This window comes from Haemophilus parainfluenzae, assembly GCF_014931395.1.
In the GTDB taxonomy this organism is placed as follows: domain Bacteria; phylum Pseudomonadota; class Gammaproteobacteria; order Enterobacterales; family Pasteurellaceae; genus Haemophilus_D.
In genome coordinates, this window is record NZ_CP063120.1 from 1,141,260 (window position 1) to 1,163,487 (window position 22,228).

The following is a 22,228-nucleotide window of genomic DNA, read 5'->3' on the forward strand; positions in this document are numbered from 1 at the left end:
TCTTATTTTAAGAATTCACTTAGGTTATCTTTATCTACACCAACATAAGGGATACGTACCACACGGTTTTCTAATTTCCATTGTGTACCTTCTGTTGCTGCTTTACCGTTAGCAAGGTTTGCAGAAAGTTGAACAACTGCTTTACCTTGGTTAACACCATCGTTTAACACAGTACCAGCAATTTCGCCTTTCTTAATTAATTGAAGCACTTCTGGTAATGCATCCACACCAAAGATTGGTAATTTTTTACCGTGTGCTTTGGTTGCTTCTAATGCACCTAACGCCATACCATCATTGTTTGAAATGATCATTTCAATTTCGTTAGCTTTAGAGCTAGATAACCATGCATCCACTTTATCTTTAGCCATTGCTGCATCCCACATACCGGTATCAATAAATAATTGTTCGGTTTGGATACCTTTAGCATTTAATTGCTCAATTACATATTTAGTACGTGCTTCTGCGTCTGGGTGGCCTGGCTCACCTTTTAATAATACATATTGGATTTTACCATCTTTGTTTAAGTCTAAGGCTGGCATTGCTTTCCATTGTTTTGCAATTAAGTCACCTTGGATTAAACCAGATTCTTTCGGGTCTGTACCAACATAGTAAGCGTGATCGTAGCTACCAATTGCTTTTGCACCTGGGTCTTTATTGAAGAAAACAACAGGAATGTCATCTTGTTTAGCTTTCTTGATAACAGTTGAAGCTGCTGCTGGGTCTACTAAGTTAATCGCTAAAGCTTTTACACCTTTAGAAAGCAAACCATCTACTTGGTCATTTTGAATAGATTGTGCATTTTGAGAGTCATTCATTAATAACTCAATGCCGCCAAGCGCTTTCGCTTCTTTATCGATTTCTTTACGCATTAATGACATGAAGTTGTCATCATATTTATAAATGGTAACACCAATACGGTTATCGGCTGCGAAACCTGAAGTTGCTGAACCTAAACCGATTGCTAAAGCGACTGCACTTAATACTGCTGTTTTTTTCATAAAAACGCTCCTATGTAGAGAAAGAGATTTTATTGTTGATTTTTTATATATCAAATAGAGGAATGTTGCGTACATCTATTGCAACTGAATCCATCATAACGAAATCAAAACCGTTAATCTGTGATCAAACTCACATAAATGAAAACGATTACATAGCAATGTTTAAATTTGTGATCTCCATCACGGTTTTATTGCATTTTCTACGGAAAAACGTCTCACCAATGTTGGATTAAATTGGACAACAGTAGGTGTGACAATAGATGAATCGACTAAACTTAATGCCAGTTTTGCTGCATAATTTGCCATTAAATCAATTGGATATCGAACAGTAGTGAGCTTCGGAATTAAATATCGAGCAATCGGCATATCATCAAATCCCACAATGGAAAATTGTTTCGGGACTTTGATATTGTTTTCATTTAAAACGGAAATTGCCCCCGCTGCCATCGTATCGTTATAGGCCACCACTGCGGTTAAATTGGAGTTGTAGCTCAATAAATCAATCATGGCTTTCTCACCGCCCTCAAAATCAGGCGAATTATGCACAATGGCTTGTTCTACAATGGGGAAGTTATGTGCTTCTAAGGCCTCTAAGTAGCCTTCCTTGCGCTCAGTTTCATCTAAAATACCGTGATTAGATCCAATGTAGGCGATGTGCTTATGGCCATAACGAATCAGCATTTCAGTAGCAAGATAGGTACCTTGGCGATTATCGAGGCTGACACAACGATTTTCATAACCTGCAATTACACGGTTAATCACAACCATACCCGGTACATTTTCGAGATAATGACGTAATTCTTCGTCTGAAAGGGCTTTGGAATGAACAACCAAACAGCTACAACGCTTGCGTAGCAAGGTATCAATCGCTTCACGCTCTTTTTCAGCATGGTGATAGCCAATACCGATCAAAATCGTTTTTTGATGCTCTTCAGCAACTTTATCGACTGATTTGACCAAGATAGCAAAAAACGGATCTGTTACATCAGTAACCACCACGCCAATGGTATCAGTATTTTGTACTGCTAGAGCTTGTGCGTTTGCATTGGGTTGATAATTTAAGACTTCCATCGCGCGTTGTACTGAATAACGGGTTTTTTCACTTACGGAAGGAGAGTGATTAATCACCCGGGAAACAGTGGCAACCGACACGCAAGCTAATTCAGCAACATCTCGAATTGTAGGCATAACAGGGCTCTCATTCATTTTTTCATGGTAATTATCATAGTAAATTTGAATAAAATTGAAAGCGGTTACTTTCAAAAATGCTACATTCGTCACAAAAAAGAGATTAGACTAGTGCCTTATTTCCTGATTTTGTGATAATGATCACGGTTTATTTTTTTTAATTTGTTATCTTATGAAGAAAATTTTGTAATCGTTTACATTTTAGGAGCAAAAATATGAACGAAACCGTATTTGAACCGACAGATCATCCGCATCGTCGTTATAATCCGTTAATTGATCAATGGGTTTTAGTCTCACCACATCGCGCTAAACGTCCATGGCAAGGGCAACAAGAAAAAGTGGGTGAGGAACAAAAGCCAAGCCACGATCCAAATTGTTATCTTTGCCCACGTAATAAGCGTATTACCGGTGAACTTAATCCGGATTACCATAAACCTTATGTATTCAAAAATGACTTCTCGGCTTTATTAGAAGATACACCAGCGCCAGAACAATCAGCCGATCCGCTTTTTCAAATGAGCCAAGCACGTGGTGAAAGCCGTGTTATTTGTTTTTCGCCAGATCACAGTAAAACATTGCCATTATTGACCGAACTTGAAATTGAAGAAGTGATTAAAGTGTGGCAAGAGCAATTGCGTGAACTGGGTCAAAAATATCAGTGGGTTCAGATTTTCGAAAACAAAGGTGCGGCAATGGGATGCTCCAATCCCCATCCGCACGGACAAATTTGGGCAAACAGCTTTTTACCGAATGAAGTCGCGCGTGAAGATGTTGCTCAACGAAATTATTATGAAAAGCACGGTTCTGTACTTTTAGTGGACTACGTTCAAAAAGAATTAGAGAAAAAAGAACGTATTGTGGTGGAAACCGAGCATTGGATTGCGGTGGTGCCTTATTGGGCTGTATGGCCGTTTGAGACTTTGTTGTTGCCTAAAGTGCATGTAAAACGCTTAACAGAATTAACTGAAGCTCAAGCTAAAGATCTTGCCGTGATCTTGAAAAAATTGGCAACAAAATACGATAACTTATTTGAAACGTCTTTCCCTTATTCGATGGGCTTCCATGCTGCACCATTTAATGGCGAAGATAACGAACATTGGCAGGTTCATGCGCATTTTTATCCACCATTATTGCGTTCAGCTACAGTACGTAAATTTATGGTTGGTTATGAAATGCTAGGTGAAAGCCAACGTGATTTAACCGCAGAACAAGCTGCAGAAAGATTACGTGCGTTAAGCGAAGTGCATTACAAAGAACGTTAAGAAATAATTTCCCTCTTGAGTTAAGAGGGGTGTGAAAGATAAAGGAAAATGCTATGATTCCAATCCAAAAATCCCAACACATTTTTACGCAAAAATATAACAAGCAACCAGAACTGACCGTGTATGCGCCTGGTCGTGTAAACATTATCGGCGAACATACGGATTACAACGATGGCTTTGTGATGCCTTGTGCGATCAATTATGGTACAGCCATTGCGGGATCAAAACGTGCTGATCATATTTGGAATGTTTATGCCGCAGATCTTGATCTTGAGGATACCTTTTCTCTTAATGAAGATTTCCCTCAAAGTGAGCAAAAATGGGCGAATTATGTGCGCGGTGTCGTGAAATTTATTCAAGAACGCTGCCCGCAATTTAAACAAGGCGCTGATTTAGTCATTTCAGGAAATGTGCCACATTCTTCTGGTTTAAGTTCTTCGGCAGCGCTTGAAGTGGCGACGGGTAAGTTCTGCCAACAACTCAGTGATTTACCTTTAACACATACAGAAATTGCTTTAATTGGTCAAAAAGCTGAAAACAAATTTGTAGGCGCAAATTGTGGAAACATGGATCAATTAATTTCGGCTTTAGGACAAAAAGATCATCTCTTAATGATTGATTGCCGTAGCTTAGAAACACAGCCAACACCGGTACCGAAAGATGTCGCTGTTATTATTGTGAACTCAAATGTACCGCATGATTTGGTGACAGGTGAATACAACACACGCCGCTGGCAATGTGAAAAAGCCGCAGAGTTTTTTGGCGTAAAAGCCTTACGTGATGTGTCAGTAGAAGAATTCCAAAAAAGAGAAGCAGAATTGACCGCACTTAATGTTTTAGTGGCTAAACGCGCACGCCATGTGGTGACTGAAAACCAACGAGTACTTGATGCCGTTGAAGCATTAAAACATAACGATTTAACAAAATTAGGCGAATTAATGGGGCAATCTCACGAGTCCATGCGTGATGATTTCGAGATTACCGTGCCACAAATTGATTATCTTGTGGAACTCGCTCAATTAGTCATTGGTAAAACCGGTGGTGCGAGAATGACCGGCGGTGGTTTCGGTGGTTGCATTGTTGCCCTTGCTCCTCATGATAAAGTCGAAGCCGTGCGTAAAATCATTGCCGATAATTATGAAAAACAAACGGGCTTAAAAGAAGATTTCTATGTTTGCACAGCCTCACAAGGAGTGAGTCTATGCTAGAAAAAACGGCGTTCAATGCACCAGATGGACAGCCTTATCAACTTGTTCAACTCACCAATTCAAATGGCATGACTGTGCAATTTATGGATTGGGGAGCCACTTGGCTTTCTTGTAAAGTCCCTGTGAATGGTGAGTTGCGAGAAGTGTTACTCGGCTGCAAAGTGGAAGATTATCCTCATCAGACTGCCTATTTGGGTGCAAGCATAGGGCGCTATGCGAACCGTATTGCTAACGCCCAATTTGAATTGGGTGAGCGAACAATCCATCTGGTCGCTAATCAAGGCAAACATCAATTACATGGTGGTAAGGAAGGCTTTGATAAACGCCGTTGGAAAGTGGAAGAGTGCGGTCAGAATTTTGTGCGTTTTTCCCTTGTATCTCCAGATGGCGATCAAGGTTTTGAAGGCAATGTACAAGTTAATGTGCTTTACACGCTGACCGATGAAAATAGCGTAAAAATTGAGTATGAAGCAGAAAGCGATAAAGATACTGCGCTGAACTTAACGAACCACGCTTATTTTAATTTAGAAAATACAGAGCAGGGCAGTGATGTACGAAATCATACACTACGCCTTAATGCGGATTTCTATCTGCCGGTTGATGGCGAAGGCATCCCGAATTCACCACTTAAACATGTGGTGAATACCAGCTTTGATTTTCGTGTGGCAAAACCAATCGCACAAGATTTCCAACAAGGCGATCAAGTGGTAACGAAAGGTTATGATCATTCCTTTATCGTCAATAAAGCATGGCAAAAACCTTGCGTATTATTGACTTCCCCTAATGAAGATTTAAGCCTTGAAGTGCTCACATCCCAAGCTGCATTACAGGTTTATACGGGAAACTATCTTGCAGGCACTCCAACTCGTGAAGGTGGCACTTATCAAGATTTCAGCGGCATAGCCCTTGAAACGCAATGCCTTCCCGATACCCCTAACCATCCCGAATGGCAAAATTATGGCGGTATTCAAAAAGCAGATGAACGCTATTACCAGTGGACAGAGTTTAGGTTTAAATAGGTAATCCTTGAAAGTGCGGTTAAAAACTATTGTGTTTTTAACCGCACTTTATTTTCAGCCATTTAGCTTAAGTTTTTTGCGATTTTTGTCAAAATATGCTACTTTTTACGCAGTCAATCCGACAGTAACACATTTAATTTTATGAACGAAGAACATTCGAGTAATCAAACTGAAACAACTAAAAAGTCTTTTTTCCAATCACTTATTGGGCGCTTTTTCCAAGGTGAGCTAAAAAACCGTGAAGAACTCGTGGAAGTGATTCGCGATTCAGAACAAAACGATTTAATCGATCAAAACACTCGTGAGATGATTGAAGGGGTAATGGAAATTGCCGAGCTTCGTGTACGCGATATCATGATCCCGCGCTCGCAAATTGTATTTATTGAATCGAATCAAGATCTCGATGCCTGTTTGAATACGATTATTGAATCCGCTCACTCTCGTTTTCCTGTGATTGCAGATACGGATGATCGCGATAATATTGAAGGTATTTTGCACGCAAAAGATTTGCTTAAGTTTTTACGTGAAGATGCGGAAGAGTTTGAACTTTCCAAGTTGTTACGTCCAGTTGTAATTGTGCCGGAAAGTAAACGTGTCGATCGCATGTTAAAAGATTTTCGTTCTGAGCGATTCCATATGGCGATTGTGGTGGATGAGTTTGGTGCAGTATCAGGTTTGGTGACCATCGAAGATATTCTCGAACAAATTGTCGGTGATATTGAAGACGAGTTCGATGAGGAAGATGTTGCGGATATTCGTCAGCTTTCTCGTCACACTTATGCTGTGCGTGCGCTAACGGACATTGATGATTTTAATGCGCAATTTAATACGCATTTTGATGATGAAGAAGTAGATACCATTGGTGGTTTAATCATGCAAGCCTTTGGGTATTTGCCTAAAAGAGGTGAAGAAATCACCTTAGAAAATATTCAATTTAAAGTGACTTCAGCCGATAGTCGTCGTTTGATTCAGGTACGCGTAACTGTGCCAGATGAGCATTTGTCGGATATGGAAGGCGTGGAAGAGCAAGCTGAGTAAGTTACTCAGTTTGACCGTATTCTTAGCCCCCTCTTTGCTAAAGAGGGGGAATATTTTTTTATAATATGGATAAAATGAATAAGTTAGTGATTTATCTTATTGCTCTGATTTCTGGTGTGATTGGCGTATTTGCCTTTTCGCCGTTTGATTATTGGGGATTAGCCTACGTATCCTTGGGTGGATTGCTGTTTGTGGCGAAAAATGCCAAAAAATCAACCGCACTTTTGGCCACTTTTTTGTGGTCGATGGGCTTTTTCTGTTTTGGTGTGAGCTGGTTGAATGTCAGCATTCATCAATTTGGTGGTGCTTCCCTTGGCGTGAGTTATCTCCTGGTGGGCTTACTTTCTGCCTACCTTGCACTTTATCCAATGCTTTTCACTTATTTAGTGCAACGTTTTCAGGTGCAAAGTGCAGTCATTTTTGCCGCGATTTGGACGTTGACAGAATTCTTGCGTGGTTGGGTGTTTACCGGTTTTCCTTGGTTACAATTTGGTTATACTCAAATCGACAGTCCATTTTATGGGATCGCGCCGATCTTTGGTGTCACGGGGATGACATTCTTTACTGTTTGGACAAGTGCGGTCATTTTTAATCTTGTTTTTTCATTATCGAAAAAACAATGGAATTTAGTCGGCGTGAATGCATTGCTATTATTGGTTGTGGGCGGATTAAGTGCTTATGCCGGTAAGGTGAATTTTGTTCAACCAAAAGAAGATAAAGGGCTAACTATCACGCTTGCACAAGGCAATATTGAGCAAAATTTAAAATGGGATCCTGAATATCTTTATGCCACGGTAGACATCTATCAAAAACAAATTTTGGCACATTTGGGCAAGTCTGATTTGATTATTTTACCCGAGTCTGCATTGCCAACTCTGGAAAATTCTATTACGCCATTTTTTGAAGCTTTAGATAAAGTCGCAAAAGAGAAAAACACGGAAGTGATGATTGGCACCGTGTATCGTGATGAGGAAAGCGGTAAATTATTAAATTCCATTGTGACGGCAGGGAATCCTGATTTCCCTTATGAATTAACGACAAAAAATCGTTACAGTAAACATCATCTCGTGCCATTTGGTGAGTATGTGCCGTTAGAAAGTTTGTTGCGCCCACTTAATTCTGTCTTTAATTTGCCAATGTCTGCGTTCCAAAGTGGCGATGCGGTACAACCGTCATTTATGGCGAAGCAACATGCTTTTGCACCGGCTATTTGTTATGAAATTATTTTTGGTGAGCAACTTCGTGAAAATCTGAAAAAAGAGACGGATTATTTGCTGACGATTTCTAATGATGCCTGGTTTGGTGATAGTATTGGCCCTTGGCAGCATTTACAAATGGCTAGAATGCGTGCGCTCGAATTAGGTAAACCATTAATTCGTGCAACCAATACAGGGATTTCAGTGTTTATTGATGCAAAAGGCAATATTGAAGCCCAAGCGCCTCAATTTGAGGAAACAACGCTGACCCATAAAATGGTGCCAACAGAAGGCAAAACACCTTATGCAGCATTAGGTAATTTACCTATTTATGTGTTGTCATTGATTTTTGTGTTATTACGTGGCTTCACGACGTTATTAAAGCGCCGCTTGAACCTTTCACAAAAATAGCAGTCAAAACGACCGCACTTTTTTAACGTGAGAGGAAAATAAATTTCTTCTTGTAAAACCAATGAGATTTTAATGAATAAAAATCTAATCGAAGTCAAAAACCTGACCTTTAAACGAGGTGAGCGTGTGATTTACGATAACCTGAATTTGAAAGTCCAACAGGGCAAAATTACGGCCATTATGGGGCCATCAGGGATCGGGAAAACTACGCTACTGAAATTAATTGGTGGTCAGTTGTATCCTGAACAAGGCGAGATTTTGTTTGATGGACAAGATATTTGTCGTCTTTCAAATCGCGAGCTTTACGAAGTACGTAAACGCATGGGAATGTTATTCCAATCAGGCGCTTTATTTACGGATATTTCCACGTTTGATAACGTGGCATTTCCGATTCGCGAGCATACCCGTTTGCCGGAAAGTCTAATTCGTCAAATTGTGTTGATGAAATTAGAAGCAGTAGGCTTACGCGGTGCGGCAGATTTAATGCCTTCAGAGCTTTCTGGTGGGATGGCGCGTCGTGCAGCATTGGCTCGAGCGATTGCACTTGATCCTGATTTAATCATGTTTGATGAGCCGTTTACGGGGCAAGATCCAATTAGCATGGGCGTAATCGTGAGCTTAATTAAACGCTTAAATGAAGCGCTGAACTTAACCTCTATTGTGGTTTCCCATGATGTTCAGGAAGTATTAAGCATTGCTGATTATGCCTATATTATTGCGGATAAACATGTGATTGCAGAAGGAACATCAGAACAACTGCTCGCGAGCCAAGATCCTCAAGTTGTGCAGTTCTTGAAAGGTGAAGCAGATGGTCCGGTAAAATTCCATTATCCGGCAGGTGATTATGTGGAGGAATTATTTAAATGATTGTTGATATGATTTCTTCACTTGGACGAAGCGTAATTAAATTTTTCCGTGCATTAGGCCGCTCAGGCTTTATGTTGTTTGGTGCATTAGTGGGTAAGCCACAAATTCGTCAACATTTTCCTTTATTAGTGAAGCAGTTATATGTATTAGGCGTACAGTCTTTATTGATTATCCTGCTTTCTGGTTTATTTATTGGAATGGTGTTGGGCTTACAAGGCTATGTAGTTTTGGTCGATTTTTCTGCTGAAACCAGCCTTGGACAACTTGTAGCGCTGTCTTTATTACGCGAATTAGGCCCAGTAGTGACCGCACTTTTATTCGCGGGGCGAGCAGGTTCTGCGTTAACGGCTGAAATTGGCTTAATGAAAGCCACAGAACAACTTTCCAGCCTTGAAATGATGGCAGTCGATCCACTACGTCGTGTGATTGCACCGCGTTTTTGGGCAGGCGTGATTGCGATGCCAATTCTTGCGATTCTCTTTACCGCGATTGGTATTTGGGGCGGCTCGCTTGTTGGCGTGGATTGGAAAGGTGTGGATGCAGGTAGCTTCTGGTCTGTGATGCAAAATGCCGTCAGCTGGAGCTATGACATTCTAAACGGATTTATTAAAAGCGTATTTTTCGCCATTGCGGTGGTGTGGATTGCGTTATTCAATGGTTATGATTGTATTCCAACATCTGAAGGTATCAGTCAGGCTACAACCAGAACGGTTGTCCACGCATCACTTGTGGTACTTGGGCTCGATTTCATCTTAACTGCCATTATGTTTGGGGCAGGCTAATAGGGTATTTTTATGCGACAAACAATTAAATATGAATTTTGGGTAGGCTTATTTTTACTACTCGGTATCGCTGCGTTAGTATTTTTAGGCTTACGTGTGGCAAATGTACAAGGTTTTGGTGAAACAAAATCTTACACAGTAACTGCAACTTTTGACAATATTGGTGGACTAAAAGTCCGTGCACCACTTAAACTTGGTGGGGTAGTCATTGGTCGCGTGTCTGACATTACGTTAGACGAAAAATCTTACTTGCCAAAAGTAAGCATTGCGATTAATGAAGAATATAAAGAAATTCCGGAAAACAGTTCGTTATCGATCAAAACATCGGGATTATTGGGCGAACAATATATCGCCTTAAGTATGGGCTTTGATGATGGTGAAACCGCGATGTTAAAAAACGGTAGCCAAATTCAAGACACTAAATCCGCAATGGTATTGGAAGATTTAATCGGCCAGTTCCTTTACGGTGATAAAAAAGCAGACGGTAATGCTGACAAAGCAGAATCAGATGTAAAATAATAATCTTTATTTAGGAGATTTATGATGAAATTTACTCAGTTTAAAAAATGGTTTAGCGTAATGGCATTTGCAGTGACCGCACTTTTTGTGACTCAAACTGTACGTGCAGAAACAAGCCCTTATGTGTTGATGCAACAAGCATCAGATAAGTTATTTGCCGATATCAAAAACAATCAGGCAAAAATTAAAAAGGATCCAAACTATTTACGTACAATCGTGCGTAATGATTTATTACCTTACGTGCAAGTAAACTATGCAGGTTCTTTAGTGTTGGGTTCATACTTTAAATCAACCACACCAGAACAACGTGAAAAATTCTTTAAAGCATTCAGCGATTTTATCGAACAAGCTTACGCGCAAGTGTTAACCGCTTACACCGATCAAAATATTCAAATTGAACCGGCTAAAGAAGTAGGCGACAAAAACCTTGTAAGCATTCGTGTAAACATCGTGCAAAATGGTGGACAAGCGCCAATTAAATTAGATTTCAAATGGCGTAAAAACAGTAAAACGGGCGAATGGCAAGCCTATGACATGGTTGCAGAAGGCGTGAGCATGGTTGTCACCAAACAAAACGAATGGAGCGGTATTTTACGTCAACAAGGTATTGATGCTTTAACAGCTCAAATTCAAAAATCTGCTGCAGCACCTGTGACATTGAGCAAATAAGCGAATGACTGCGTTAAAGTGGGATTTAATCCAAAATAATGATAAGATAGCTCTCCAATTATCTGGGGAGCTATCCTGCAACACGTTGTTACCATTATGGCAGCAACGTGCTTCTTTTTTATCAGAAAAGCTAGCGAATCAAAGTACCATTGAATTTGATTTAACGAATATTAAACGAATTGATTCAGCTGGTTTTGCATTATTGTGTGATTTTCTACATGATAGTCAGCAGTTACCAAATAAAAAAGTGCGGTTGATAAATCCGCCGGAACAGCTATTAACCCTTGCTGATTTAGTGAATTTATCTCATTGGATTAGCACTTTTATTGATCATCATTAAAACGGAAATCCTAATGGAACTGCAAGAAATTGAACGTATTTTAAAAGAAAGCCTGAATGTAGATGAGGTTTATGCTCAAGGTGAAAATGCACACTTTGGTGTGATTGTGGTGAGCGATGAGATCGCTGCACTTTCTAAATTAAAACAGCAACAAACTATCTACGCGCCATTAATGCCTTATTTCCAAACTGGCGAAATTCACGCTTTAACCATTAAAACCTATACCACTGCAAAGTGGAAAATGGATCGTCTATTACATCAAGCAAGCTAGGATTTTCTATGGAAAAATTTCGTGTTTATGGCGGGCAATCTCGCTTAAGTGGTACTGTAACCATCTCTGGTGCAAAAAATGCTGCACTTCCTATTCTTTTTGCCGCCATTTTGGCGACTGAGCCGGTTAAATTAACAAATGTACCGGAACTCAAAGATATCGATACCACCTTAAAAATCTTACGCAAACTTGGCGTGGTGGCAGAGCGTGATGCTGAAGGTGCAGTATTATTAGATTGTTCTAAAATTGATCATTTCGTTGCGCCATATGAATTAGTAAAAACCATGCGTGCCTCTATTTGGGCATTAGCACCTTTGGTGGCTCGTTTTCATCAAGGTCAAGTTTCTTTACCAGGTGGTTGTTCAATTGGAGCGCGTCCGGTTGATCTTCATATTAGCGGCTTAGAAAAACTCGGCGCAACGATTGAGCTTGATGAAGGTTATGTAAAAGCCGTTGTCGCAGAGCGTCTGGTGGGTACACGTATTGTGATGGAAAAAGTGAGCGTTGGTGCGACTTTATCTATCATGATGGCTGCAACGCTTGCTGAAGGTACAACAACGATTGAAAACGCCGCACGTGAGCCAGAAATTGTCGATACAGCTGATTTCCTCAACAAAATGGGCGCAAAAATTACAGGTGCCGGTACGGATCACATTGTCGTTGAAGGTGTTGAGCGTTTAACTGGCTGCGAGCACAGCATTGTGCCAGATCGTATTGAAACCGGGACATTCTTAATTGCAGGTGCTATTTCAGGTGGTCGCGTGGTATGTAAAAATACCAAAGCGGATACCATGGATGCTGTGATTGATAAACTTCGTGAAGCAGGTGCAGAAGTTGAAGTCACAGAAGATAGTATTATGTTGGATATGCACGGTAATCGTCCAAAAGCTGTTAATATTCGTACTGCACCACACCCAGGTTTCCCAACTGATATGCAAGCGCAGTTCACCTTGTTAAACATGGTGGCAGAAGGTACAAGTATCATCACTGAAACCATCTTTGAAAACCGCTTTATGCATATTCCAGAATTAATTCGTATGGGTGGTAAAGCGGAGATTGAAGGCAATACTGCAGTGTGTCATGGTGTTGAGCATCTTTCTGGTGCCGAAGTGATGGCAACAGATTTACGCGCATCAATCAGCCTTGTATTAGCCGGTTGTATCGCAAGTGGTGAAACTATCGTAGATCGTATTTACCACATCGATCGTGGTTATGAGCACGTTGAAGATAAACTTCGTTGTTTAGGTGCGAAGATTGAACGTTTCTCTGAAAAGAGCGAAGAAGTTTAATGAAATCCAGATAAAAAAAGAGCGGTCAATATTGACCGCTCTTTTATTTTCTATTCATTATTTTTTCGAATAATCTCTCGCCCCAAAAATGGCCGTACCGATGCGAACCATGGTTGAACCGCATTTTATAGCACTTTGCATATCATCGGTCATTCCCATCGAAAGCGTATCAATTTGTTGATGAGGGAAAGCGACTTTAAGCTGCTCAAATAATTGTTCCATTTGGCTAAAAGCCGCTTCTTGTTCAGCAATATTGTCTGTTGGAGCAGGGATCGCCATTAATCCACGCAAACGTAAGTGCGGTAGATTTTCAATGTGTTTTGCAAGCTCAATCATTTCACTTGGTTGAATGCCTGATTTACTCGCTTCATCACTGATATTAATTTGAATTAAAACATTCAGCGGAGCTTTATTGGCAGGGCGTTGTTCATTTAAACGATCGGCAATTTTTGCACGTTCTAACGTTTGCATCCAATCGAAATGTTCAGCCACAAGACGCGTTTTATTGGATTGCAATGGGCCAATAAAATGCCATTCAAGCTGAATATTCTGTGCTTCAAAATACTGAATTTTATCTACACCTTCTTGAACGTAGTTCTCCCCAAATGCTTTTTGTCCTGCATGATAGGCTTCTAAAATCGCTTCATTGGGTTTCGTTTTAGAAACCGCTAATAAAGTGACCGCATTTTCAGGGCGATGAGCGAGTTGTGTGGCGTCTTGGATTTTTTGATGGATGGTTTCGAGTGCTTGTTGAATTGTCATAATTCCCTTCCTGACCAATGTGAAACTCTCTTCATTCTACACCAAAGCGATGATTTTTAGAAAAAATCTTCATTTTTTTGATTTTGTGTTTGACAAGCCTGCGCTTTTTCGGTATTTCTAAACACATCTTTTTTTCAAGGTAAAAATACAATGAAAAATAACCGCACTTTCACGATTACCACCATTATTATGACCATTACGACAATTAATGGGGCGGGTTAGTGCATAACAAACAGGATCAAGAAAACCCGCATTCAGTCTAGTGCGGGTTTTTTAGTATTTAAAAATCACAACATCTGAGGATATTATCATGCGCGTATTAAAATTTGGTGGCACTTCATTAGCCAACCCTGAGCGTTTCTCGCAAGCGGCTCAATTAATCGAAAAAGCTCATTTAGAAGAGCAGGCGGCTGGTGTCTTATCCGCTCCAGCTAAAATTACTAACCATCTTGTTGCCCTCTCTGAAAAAGCCGCATTAAACCAACCTACTGATACCCACTTTAACGAAGCCATTGAGATTTTCTATAACATCATTAATGGTTTACACGCTGAAAATAATAAATTTGATCTTGCGGGCACCAAAGCCCTCATTGATGCGGAATTTGCTCAAATTAAAGGTTTATTAGAAGAAATTCGCCAAGCAGGAAAAGTAGAAGATAAAGTTAAAGCAACCATTGACTGCCGTGGTGAAAAATTATCGATTGCGATGATGAAAGCGTGGTTTGAAGCACGTGGGTATAGTGTTCACATTGTTGATCCTGTTAAACAATTATTAGCACAAGGTGGTTACTTAGAATCTTCAGTTGATATTGACGAATCCACAAAACGCGTTGATGCGAAAAGTATCGGTAAAGATAAAGTGGTTCTAATGGCTGGTTTTACTGCATGTAATGATAAAGGTGAATTAGTGTTATTAGGCCGCAACGGCTCTGATTATTCAGCGGCTTGTTTAGCGGCTTGTTTAGATGCATCTGTTTGTGAAATTTGGACTGATGTGGATGGCGTTTATACTTGTGACCCACGTTTAGTACCAGATGCACGTTTATTACCAAGCCTTTCTTACCGTGAAGCGATGGAGCTTTCTTATTTTGGTGCGAAAGTGATCCATCCACGTACAATTGGTCCATTATTACCAAAACAAATCCCTTGTGTGATTAAAAATACCGGTAATTCATCTGCACCGGGTTCAATAATCGATGGCCATGTGAAATCTGAAGGGTTACAAGTAAAAGGGATTACTAACCTTGATAACGTGGCAATGTTCAATGTTTCAGGTCCTGGTATGCAAGGTATGGTGGGGATGGCAGCTCGCGTATTCTCAGCGATGTCAAAAGCCGGTATTTCAGTTATTTTAATTACGCAATCGTCCTCTGAATACAGCATTAGTTTCTGTGTACCAGTGAAATCAGCGGATGCAGCAAAAGCGGTTTTAGAACAAGAGTTTGCGACAGAATTAAAAGCGCATGACTTAGAACCTATTGAAGTCGCAAAAGATCTTTCTATCATCTCAGTTGTAGGTGATGGTATGAAACAAGCTAAAGGTATCGCGGCTCGTTTCTTCTCTGCATTGGCACAAGCGAATATCAGCTTAGTCGCAATTGCACAGGGTTCTTCTGAGCGTTCAATTTCAGCCGTAGTGGCGCAAAATAAAGCGATTGAAGCTGTAAAAGCGACTCACCAAGCGCTTTTTAATAACAAAAAAGTTGTTGATATGTTTCTAGTCGGCGTTGGTGGCGTTGGTGGTGAGTTAATTGAACAAATCAAACACCAAAAAGAATATCTCGCAAAGAAGGACATTGAAATCCGAGTTTGTGCGTTAGCGAATTCAACAAAAATGCTTTTGAATGAAAACGGATTGAATTTAGATAATTGGAAAGCAGATCTTGAAAATGCGACCCAACCTTCTGATTTCGATGTGTTGTTATCTTTCATTAAGTTGCATCACGTAGTGAATCCAGTCTTTGTAGATTGTACAACAGCTGAATCGGTTGCTGGGCTTTATGCGCGCGCATTAAAAGAAGGCTTCCATGTGGTAACCCCAAATAAAAAAGCGAATACGCGTGAATTAGCCTATTACCACGAATTACGTCGCAATGCACAAGCAAGCCAACATAAATTCCTGTACGAAACCAACGTAGGCGCTGGCTTACCGGTTATCGAAAACTTACAGAATTTATTGGCAGCGGGTGATGAGCTTGAGTATTTCGAAGGCATTTTGTCGGGCTCACTTTCTTTCATCTTCGGTAAATTAGAAGAAGGACTTTCTCTTTCAGAAGTGACCGCACTTGCACGTGAAAAAGGCTTTACTGAGCCAGATCCTCGTGATGATTTATCGGGGCAAGATGTGGCACGTAAATTGCTTATTTTAGCGCGTGAAGCAGGGTTAGAACTTGAGCTTTCCGATGTGGAAGTGGAAGGGGTATTGCCAAAAGGCTTCTCTGAAGGTAAATCTGCAGATGAATTTATGGCAATGTTGCCACAATTAGATGCGGAATTTAAAGCACGCGTTGAAGCGGCGAAAGCAGAAGGCAAAGTACTGCGTTACGTAGGACAAATTAAAGATGGTCACTGCAAGGTATCAATCATCGCTGTGGATCAAAATAATCCATTGTACAAGGTGAAAGACGGTGAAAACGCCCTTGCATTCTACACGCGTTATTATCAACCAATTCCATTGTTATTACGTGGTTACGGTGCGGGTAATGCAGTGACTGCAGCGGGCATCTTTGCTGATATTTTAAGAACATTACACCACTAAGAAGGACATAACATGTTAAGAATTTATGCTCCGGCATCGAGTGCCAATATTAGTGTAGGGTTTGACACATTAGGTGCAGCCATTTCACCGATTGATGGTTCATTATTAGGTGATGTCGTACAGATTGAGTCTATTCCAAGTGGTTTTGAGCTCGAAAGTGCGGGCTATTTTGTGCGTAAATTGCCAAAAGAGCCGCAAAAAAATATCGTGTATCAGGCTTATGTACTGTTTAGTGAGCAATTAAAATTACGCAATGTGAGAGTTAAACCATTGCGTTTAACCCTTGAAAAAAATATGCCGATTGGTTCGGGATTGGGGTCAAGTGCGTGCTCTATCGTGGCTGCATTAGTGGCATTAAATAAATTCCACGATGAACCATTCTCAAAAATGGAACTGTTAGAAATGATGGGAGAGCTAGAAGGTCGTATTTCAGGTTCTATCCATTATGATAATGTGGCACCTTGTTACTTAGGCGGTGTACAATTTATGGTACAATCCCTCGGTAACATTTGCCAAAAACTGCCATTTTTTGATAATTGGTATTGGGTCTTAGCTTATCCAGGTATTGAGGTTTCAACTGCTGAAGCGCGTGCAATTTTACCGAAAAGCTACACGCGTCAAGATGTGATTTTTCATGGTCGTCATTTAGGTGGCTTTGTGCACGCATGTCACACGCATCAAGAAAACCTTGCTGCGATGATGATGAAAGATGTGATTGCAGAACCTTACCGTGAGGCTTTATTACCCAACTTCGCAGAAGTGAAACAAGCTACGCGTGATTTAGGCGCGTTAGCGACGGGGATTTCAGGCTCAGGCCCAACGATTTTCTCCATTGCACCCGATTTACAAACGGCAACAAAACTGGCGACTTATTTAGAAAATCATTATTTACAAAACAATGAAGGCTTTGTGCACGTTTGTAAGGTCGATAATGATGGCGCGAGAGAGCTCGGTTAAATAACTAATCGCTTTATCCCCTCTTTTATAAGAGGGGAATAACATTTTATTAAAACTCTATAATTAACGGATATACAATGAATTTGTACAACATCAAACACCCTGAAGAACAAGTGAATTTTGCGCAAGCAGTACGTCAAGGACTTGGCAAAGATCAAGGTTTGTTCTTTCCGGAAACGATCCCCGCTTTAACCAATATTGACGAGTTATTATCCTTACCATTGGTTGAACGTAGCCAAAAAATTCTTGGCGCATTAATCGGTGAAGAATTACCGAAAGCCACTTTAGATGCAATGGTGAAAAATGCGTTCACCTTTACGGCACCATTAGAAAAAGTAGAAGACAATATTTATGCGCTTGAATTATTCCATGGTCCAACTTTAGCATTTAAAGACTTTGGCGGTCGTTTTATGGCGCAAGCGCTCGCTGCAGTGCGTGGTGATGGCAAAATTACCATTTTAACGGCAACATCTGGTGATACTGGCGCAGCGGTTGCCCACGCATTTTACGGGTTGGAAAATATCAATGTGGTGATTTTATATCCGAAAGGCAAAATCAGCCCATTACAAGAAAAACTCTTCTGTACTTTAGGTGGCAATATTCGCACTGTGGCGATTAATGGCGATTTCGATGCGTGCCAAGCGTTAGTCAAACAAGCATTTGATGATGCAGAACTGCGTCAAGCGATTGGTTTAAACTCAGCGAACTCCATCAATATCAGCCGTTTATTGGCTCAAGTTTGTTATTACTTTGAAGCGGTCGCACAGTTACCACAAGAAAAACGTGATAATGTCGTGGTTTCCGTACCAAGTGGTAACTTCGGTAACTTAACGGCAGGTTTAATCGCAAAAACATTGGGTTTACCGATTAAACGCTTTATTGCATCAACCAATGCGAACGATACCGTGCCACGTTATTTAGAATCAGGTAATTGGGCACCTAAAGCGACCGTAGCGACGCTTTCTAATGCGATGGATGTTAGTCGCCCGAACAACTGGCCTCGTGTCGAAGAGTTATTTAAACGTAACGGTTGGAATTTAAGTGATTTAGGTTCTGGTATGTTAAGCGATAGCGAAACAGAAGAAACCTTAAAAGCGATGCATGCAAAAGGTTATTTATGTGAACCACACGGCGCGATCGCCTATCAAGTATTGAAAGATCAACTTAAAGCGGATGAAACCGGTATTTTCTTATGTACGGCACATCCAGCGAAATTTAAAGAGTCTGTTGAGCGTATTCTTTCGCTCGATCTTCCATTGCCAGAAGCGTTGGATAAACACAATAAATTGCCATTACTTTCTGATGAAATGGATGACGATTTTGCACAACTACGTGCATATTTGTTGAAATAATAAAAAAGTGCGGTTGATTTTGACCGCACTTTTGTTTTATTGCTCAAAAGGGCGGGATAAACGCCCTTTCTTTTTGGGTTCCGTTGGCGTGCGGTGGATTTCCTTTTATAATGCAAGAAAACTTGCGTGTTTATTCATTATTTTATGACAACTTTTATTGCCTATGCCAATATTCAACAACCTTTTCCTTTTGATGAAATCCCTACGGATCTTGTCCCTGAAAATTTGCGTACTGAACCGCAGGGAAATTCTCGGATAACGCAACGTCATCAATGTCGTCGATTGGCTCATTTTTTACTTTGGAAGTTGCTAAAAAAAGCGGGAAAATCAACCGCAATTTTAGGGCAAATTTATCGTACGCAAAGTGGTAGACCACAATTTCCAGTGGAGAATATTGATTTTAATATTAGTCACTCGGGCGATTGGGTCGCTGTATTGCTGCATATTAATAAATCAGAAAAAAGTGCGGTCAGTATTGATATTGAATTTCCCCAAAAACGAAATTTTTCTGCACTCATGGCGCATTTTGCGCCACAAGCAGAGCAAGAATGGTTTGCTAAACAACTTAATGAGGAGCAGGCTTTTTATCGCTGTTGGTGTTTGCGTGAGGCGGTATTGAAATCACAAGGTGTTGGGATTGTAAAACTTTCAAGTGTGGTACATTTACCAGCGCGGTTACAGATCTTTTCAGATTATTGTCCGAAAGGGCAGTTGCTTTTTACCGATGAATTACCTTTTTACTTTGCGGCATTTATTAATCAGTCAAAAATCCAACCGCACTTTTATCAATGGAATGGAAAAGAATTAGAAGAAAAAAATATAAAAAAATCCTTGATTTACCAAGTAAATGAATAAAAGAAAATCCTTGAAAATATTCAAGGATTTTTTATTTTGTAAAATTTGCATTGTCACTTGTATTTTCATAGACTAACCCCATTAATTTCGTTAAACTCATTAAAAATTTTAGACAAATGGAGAACGTAATGTCGCAAAACGGTCCAGATCAAGATCCTTGGGGTAAACCGGGACAGAGTAGCGGTCCAAAACAGTCAGATAATTCATCAGATAAGCAAAATGAAAATGGCTGGGGCGCGCGAGACAATAAGAATCAGGAGCAATCACCGCCAGATATTGAAGAGGTATTTAATAATCTGTTGAAAAAACTAGGTGGTGGCAATAAAAAAGGCGGTTCAAATAATACTTCGCCTAATATGCCTTCATTTAATTTAGGTAAAATTTTACCGATCGCCGCAGTAATCGGAGGGATTATTTGGGGCGCAAGCGGTTTTTACACTATTAAAGAAGCAGAACGTGGCGTGACGTTACGTTTTGGCGAGTTTCATTCTATCGTTCAACCCGGTTTAAACTGGAAACCAACCTTTATTGATAAAGTGATTCCAGTGAATGTAGAACAAGTTCGTGAGCTTAAAACGCAAGGTGCAATGTTAACCAAAGATGAAAACATGGTTAAAGTGGAAATGACCGTACAATATCGCGTGCAAAATCCTGAAAAATACCTGTTTAGCGTAAGCAATGCGGATAATAGCCTTGGGCAAGCGACAGACAGTGCACTTCGTTATGTGATTGGTCATATGACTATGAATGATGTGCTGACAACTGGTCGTGCCGTGGTACGTGAAGATACATGGAAAGCCTTGAACGATATTATCAAACCTTATGATATGGGACTTGAAGTGATTGACGTGAACTTCCAATCTGCACGTCCACCAGAAGAAGTGAAAGATGCTTTCGATGATGCGATTAAAGCACAGGAAGACGAACAACGTTACATTCGTGAAGCAGAAGCTTATGCTCGTGAGAAAGAGCCAATCGCTCGTGGTGATGCTCAGCGTATCGTGGAAGAAGCAACGGCTTATAAAGATCGTGTTGTACTTGATGCTCAAGGGGAAGTAGAACGTTTACAACGTCTTCTACCTGAATTTAAAGCGGCGCCTGATTTGTTAAAAGAGCGTCTTTATATTCAAACCATGGAAAAAGTCATGGCAAATACACCTAAAGTGATGCTAGATAGCAATAATGGTAACAATTTAACCGTATTGCCATTAGAGCAATTAATGGGTAAAAAGACGACTAAGCCAGTGACCACTACTTCTGAAAGTGCGGTCAGTTCTGCGCCTGTTTCAACACAGGAACGTCGTGTAGAAACACAAGCGGTTCAACCGGTTCAACCAAATGAAGGCATTCGCCAAGGGAGATTTAACTAATGCGTAAATTCTTACTTCCGATTATTGTGGTGATTGCTGCAGTGTTATATTCCAGCATGGTGGTTGTAACTGAAGGCACTCGTGGCATCATGTTGCGTTTTAACAAAGTACAACGTGATGCAGAAAACAAAGTGGTTGTGTATGAACCAGGTTTGCATTTTAAATTGCCTTTAATTGATAGCATTAAAGTGCTTGATGCGCGTATTCGTACCCTTGATGGCTCTGCTACTCGTTTTGTGACAGTCGAGAAAAAAGACTTGTTGGTGGATTCCTATGTGAAATGGAGAATCAGCGATTTCGGTCGTTTCTATACTGCAACGGGTGGTGGTGATTATAACCAAGCTTCAAGCTTATTAAGCCGTAAAGTGAATGACCGTCTGCGTTCAGAAATTGGTACTCGTACAATTAAAGATATCGTTTCAGGTACGCGTGGTGAATTAATGGCGGGGGCGAAAAAAGCGCTAAATTCAGGGCAGGATAGTACCTCTGAATTAGGGATTGAAGTCGTTGATGTTCGCGTAAAACAAATCAATTTACCGGATGAAGTCTCTTCTTCGATTTACCAACGTATGCGTGCAGAGCGTGATGCGGTTGCCCGTGAACATCGTTCGCAAGGTAAAGAAAAAGCGGCGTTCATTCAAGCGGATGTGGATCGTAAAGTCACCTTGATCTTAGCGAATGCAAATAAAACAGCACAAGAATTACGAGGTAGTGGTGATGCAGCTGCAGCAAAATTGTATTCTCAAGCTTTTGCACAAGAACCCCAGTTTTATAGCTTTATTCGTAGCTTAAAAGCCTATGAAAGCAGCTTTGAAGGTTCAGATAATATGATGATTTTGAAACCAGACAGTGATTTCTTCCGCTTTATGCAAGCGCCAAAGAAATAAACAAGAGATAATGAAAAGTAAAGTGCGGTTAGAAATAACCGCATTTTTTATTGCTTAATTTTTAGGGAATTTTCATTTATAAAGTAAAACAGTCTTTAATGCAATCAATCGAATCCATAGCCAAAGTTAATTAAATCCATACAAAATATAAGTCAATTTTTTGGCATAATCACCTTACTTTAAGATTTACGTTTCTTTTTTATGTTTATTGATCGTTTGGAGGATTATTA

General features: G+C 40.3%; 21 protein-coding genes and 1 other annotated feature. Of the genes, 18 read left to right on the forward strand and 3 right to left on the reverse strand.

Annotated elements, in window-relative coordinates:
* Window positions 1-2: 2 nt before the first annotated feature.
* Together mglB and INP94_RS05665 are read right to left on the reverse strand one after the other, a co-directional pair.
* Window positions 3-998, reverse strand: a complete 996-nt coding sequence (gene mglB / locus INP94_RS05660) for a galactose/glucose ABC transporter substrate-binding protein MglB (protein WP_075915614.1) — start codon at window positions 996-998, stop codon at window positions 3-5.
* Window positions 999-1,178: 180 nt separating this feature from the next.
* Complete coding sequence (locus INP94_RS05665; protein WP_197542966.1) at window positions 1,179-2,186, reverse strand: substrate-binding domain-containing protein; 1,008 nt, start codon at window positions 2,184-2,186, stop codon at window positions 1,179-1,181.
* A 215-nt stretch (window positions 2,187-2,401) separates the two neighbouring features.
* On the opposite strand from INP94_RS05665, the gene galT reads away from it, so the two are divergent.
* The 12 genes from galT (at window position 2,402) to murA (ending at window position 13,057) form a co-directional block, all read left to right on the forward strand.
* Entirely contained in the window at window positions 2,402-3,448 is a 1,047-nt protein-coding gene (gene galT / locus INP94_RS05670; protein WP_049380413.1) for a galactose-1-phosphate uridylyltransferase, read from the forward strand.
* Window positions 3,449-3,501: 53 nt separating this feature from the next.
* Window positions 3,502-4,656, forward strand: coding sequence for a galactokinase (gene galK / locus INP94_RS05675; protein ID WP_197542967.1), 1,155 nt, complete (start codon window positions 3,502-3,504; stop codon window positions 4,654-4,656).
* Window positions 4,650-5,675, forward strand: a complete 1,026-nt coding sequence (gene galM, locus INP94_RS05680) for a galactose-1-epimerase (RefSeq protein WP_197542968.1) — start codon at window positions 4,650-4,652, stop codon at window positions 5,673-5,675. The genes galK and galM overlap by 7 nt, the downstream gene beginning before the upstream one ends.
* 141 nt (window positions 5,676-5,816) lie before the next feature.
* Window positions 5,817-6,713 carry a CNNM family magnesium/cobalt transport protein CorC gene (gene corC, locus INP94_RS05685; protein WP_014064936.1) on the forward strand — a complete coding sequence of 299 codons (897 nt, stop codon included), beginning with the start codon at window positions 5,817-5,819 and terminating at the stop codon, window positions 6,711-6,713.
* Between the two features lie 74 nt (window positions 6,714-6,787).
* Window positions 6,788-8,320, forward strand: coding sequence for an apolipoprotein N-acyltransferase (gene lnt, locus INP94_RS05690; RefSeq protein WP_197542969.1), 1,533 nt, complete (start codon window positions 6,788-6,790; stop codon window positions 8,318-8,320).
* A gap of 72 nt (window positions 8,321-8,392) precedes the next feature.
* Window positions 8,393-9,187 carry a phospholipid ABC transporter ATP-binding protein MlaF gene (gene mlaF / locus INP94_RS05695; protein WP_049369220.1) on the forward strand — a complete coding sequence of 265 codons (795 nt, stop codon included), beginning with the start codon at window positions 8,393-8,395 and terminating at the stop codon, window positions 9,185-9,187.
* On the forward strand, window positions 9,184-9,969 hold the full coding sequence (mlaE, locus tag INP94_RS05700; protein WP_049355494.1) for a lipid asymmetry maintenance ABC transporter permease subunit MlaE: 786 nt from the start codon (window positions 9,184-9,186) through the stop codon (window positions 9,967-9,969). The genes mlaF and mlaE overlap by 4 nt, the downstream gene beginning before the upstream one ends.
* A gap of 12 nt (window positions 9,970-9,981) precedes the next feature.
* Window positions 9,982-10,488, forward strand: coding sequence for an outer membrane lipid asymmetry maintenance protein MlaD (mlaD, locus tag INP94_RS05705; RefSeq protein WP_005699261.1), 507 nt, complete (start codon window positions 9,982-9,984; stop codon window positions 10,486-10,488).
* A gap of 21 nt (window positions 10,489-10,509) precedes the next feature.
* Window positions 10,510-11,157 (forward strand): phospholipid-binding protein MlaC, encoded by a 648-nt coding sequence (gene mlaC / locus INP94_RS05710; protein ID WP_049384365.1) that lies wholly within the window; start codon window positions 10,510-10,512, stop codon window positions 11,155-11,157.
* A 4-nt stretch (window positions 11,158-11,161) separates the two neighbouring features.
* Window positions 11,162-11,497 (forward strand): STAS domain-containing protein, encoded by a 336-nt coding sequence (locus INP94_RS05715; protein WP_197542970.1) that lies wholly within the window; start codon window positions 11,162-11,164, stop codon window positions 11,495-11,497.
* 13 nt (window positions 11,498-11,510) lie between these two features.
* Window positions 11,511-11,768, forward strand: coding sequence for a BolA family protein (locus INP94_RS05720; RefSeq protein WP_049380103.1), 258 nt, complete (start codon window positions 11,511-11,513; stop codon window positions 11,766-11,768).
* An 8-nt stretch (window positions 11,769-11,776) separates the two neighbouring features.
* Window positions 11,777-13,057 carry a UDP-N-acetylglucosamine 1-carboxyvinyltransferase gene (gene murA, locus INP94_RS05725; RefSeq protein WP_197542971.1) on the forward strand — a complete coding sequence of 427 codons (1,281 nt, stop codon included), beginning with the start codon at window positions 11,777-11,779 and terminating at the stop codon, window positions 13,055-13,057.
* Window positions 13,058-13,114: 57 nt separating this feature from the next.
* On the opposite strand, the gene INP94_RS05730 is transcribed toward murA, so the two are convergent.
* Window positions 13,115-13,819, reverse strand: a complete 705-nt coding sequence (locus INP94_RS05730) for a YggS family pyridoxal phosphate-dependent enzyme (protein WP_197542972.1) — start codon at window positions 13,817-13,819, stop codon at window positions 13,115-13,117.
* 163 nt (window positions 13,820-13,982) lie between these two features.
* Window positions 13,983-14,098: a sequence feature (Thr leader region), on the forward strand.
* A 31-nt stretch (window positions 14,099-14,129) separates the two neighbouring features.
* Between INP94_RS05730 and thrA the strand changes: the two genes are divergently transcribed.
* The 6 genes from thrA to hflC all read left to right on the forward strand — a co-directional run bounded on the left by thrA (window position 14,130) and on the right by hflC (window position 21,998).
* On the forward strand, window positions 14,130-16,577 hold the full coding sequence (gene thrA, locus INP94_RS05735; RefSeq protein ID WP_197542973.1) for a bifunctional aspartate kinase/homoserine dehydrogenase I: 2,448 nt from the start codon (window positions 14,130-14,132) through the stop codon (window positions 16,575-16,577).
* A gap of 12 nt (window positions 16,578-16,589) precedes the next feature.
* Complete coding sequence (gene thrB / locus INP94_RS05740) at window positions 16,590-17,534, forward strand: homoserine kinase (protein WP_197542974.1); 945 nt, start codon at window positions 16,590-16,592, stop codon at window positions 17,532-17,534.
* Window positions 17,535-17,611: 77 nt separating this feature from the next.
* Complete coding sequence (thrC, locus tag INP94_RS05745; protein WP_197542975.1) at window positions 17,612-18,886, forward strand: threonine synthase; 1,275 nt, start codon at window positions 17,612-17,614, stop codon at window positions 18,884-18,886.
* A 144-nt stretch (window positions 18,887-19,030) separates the two neighbouring features.
* The gene (locus tag INP94_RS05750; protein ID WP_197542976.1) at window positions 19,031-19,741 is read left to right on the forward strand and encodes a 4'-phosphopantetheinyl transferase family protein; all 711 of its coding nucleotides are present in this window, start codon (window positions 19,031-19,033) and stop codon (window positions 19,739-19,741) included.
* A 128-nt stretch (window positions 19,742-19,869) separates the two neighbouring features.
* On the forward strand, window positions 19,870-21,111 hold the full coding sequence (gene hflK / locus INP94_RS05755) for an FtsH protease activity modulator HflK (RefSeq protein ID WP_197542977.1): 1,242 nt from the start codon (window positions 19,870-19,872) through the stop codon (window positions 21,109-21,111).
* Window positions 21,111-21,998 carry a protease modulator HflC gene (gene hflC / locus INP94_RS05760; RefSeq protein ID WP_197542978.1) on the forward strand — a complete coding sequence of 296 codons (888 nt, stop codon included), beginning with the start codon at window positions 21,111-21,113 and terminating at the stop codon, window positions 21,996-21,998. The genes hflK and hflC overlap by 1 nt, the downstream gene beginning before the upstream one ends.
* Window positions 21,999-22,228: the final 230 nt, after the last annotated feature.

Bases quoted from the DNA above. Each gene is read 5' to 3' on its own strand.
- INP94_RS05665 (WP_197542966.1), bottom strand. From the start codon at position 2,186: ATGCCTACAATTCGAGATGTTGCTGAATTAGCTTGCGTGTCGGTTGCC.
- murA (WP_197542971.1), top strand. From the start codon at position 11,777: ATGGAAAAATTTCGTGTTTATGGCGGGCAATCTCGCTTAAGTGGTACT.
- corC (WP_014064936.1), top strand. From the start codon at position 5,817: ATGAACGAAGAACATTCGAGTAATCAAACTGAAACAACTAAAAAGTCT.
- INP94_RS05715 (WP_197542970.1), top strand. From the start codon at position 11,162: ATGACTGCGTTAAAGTGGGATTTAATCCAAAATAATGATAAGATAGCT.
- mglB (WP_075915614.1), bottom strand. From the start codon at position 998: ATGAAAAAAACAGCAGTATTAAGTGCAGTCGCTTTAGCAATCGGTTTA.
- lnt (WP_197542969.1), top strand. From the start codon at position 6,788: ATGAATAAGTTAGTGATTTATCTTATTGCTCTGATTTCTGGTGTGATT.
- hflK (WP_197542977.1), top strand. From the start codon at position 19,870: ATGTCGCAAAACGGTCCAGATCAAGATCCTTGGGGTAAACCGGGACAG.
- mlaE (WP_049355494.1), top strand. From the start codon at position 9,184: ATGATTGTTGATATGATTTCTTCACTTGGACGAAGCGTAATTAAATTT.
- thrB (WP_197542974.1), top strand. From the start codon at position 16,590: ATGTTAAGAATTTATGCTCCGGCATCGAGTGCCAATATTAGTGTAGGG.
- INP94_RS05730 (WP_197542972.1), bottom strand. From the start codon at position 13,819: ATGACAATTCAACAAGCACTCGAAACCATCCATCAAAAAATCCAAGAC.
- thrA (WP_197542973.1), top strand. From the start codon at position 14,130: ATGCGCGTATTAAAATTTGGTGGCACTTCATTAGCCAACCCTGAGCGT.
- INP94_RS05720 (WP_049380103.1), top strand. From the start codon at position 11,511: ATGGAACTGCAAGAAATTGAACGTATTTTAAAAGAAAGCCTGAATGTA.
- mlaF (WP_049369220.1), top strand. From the start codon at position 8,393: ATGAATAAAAATCTAATCGAAGTCAAAAACCTGACCTTTAAACGAGGT.
- thrC (WP_197542975.1), top strand. From the start codon at position 17,612: ATGAATTTGTACAACATCAAACACCCTGAAGAACAAGTGAATTTTGCG.
- mlaD (WP_005699261.1), top strand. From the start codon at position 9,982: ATGCGACAAACAATTAAATATGAATTTTGGGTAGGCTTATTTTTACTA.
- galT (WP_049380413.1), top strand. From the start codon at position 2,402: ATGAACGAAACCGTATTTGAACCGACAGATCATCCGCATCGTCGTTAT.
- INP94_RS05750 (WP_197542976.1), top strand. From the start codon at position 19,031: ATGACAACTTTTATTGCCTATGCCAATATTCAACAACCTTTTCCTTTT.
- galK (WP_197542967.1), top strand. From the start codon at position 3,502: ATGATTCCAATCCAAAAATCCCAACACATTTTTACGCAAAAATATAAC.
- hflC (WP_197542978.1), top strand. From the start codon at position 21,111: ATGCGTAAATTCTTACTTCCGATTATTGTGGTGATTGCTGCAGTGTTA.
- mlaC (WP_049384365.1), top strand. From the start codon at position 10,510: ATGATGAAATTTACTCAGTTTAAAAAATGGTTTAGCGTAATGGCATTT.
- galM (WP_197542968.1), top strand. From the start codon at position 4,650: ATGCTAGAAAAAACGGCGTTCAATGCACCAGATGGACAGCCTTATCAA.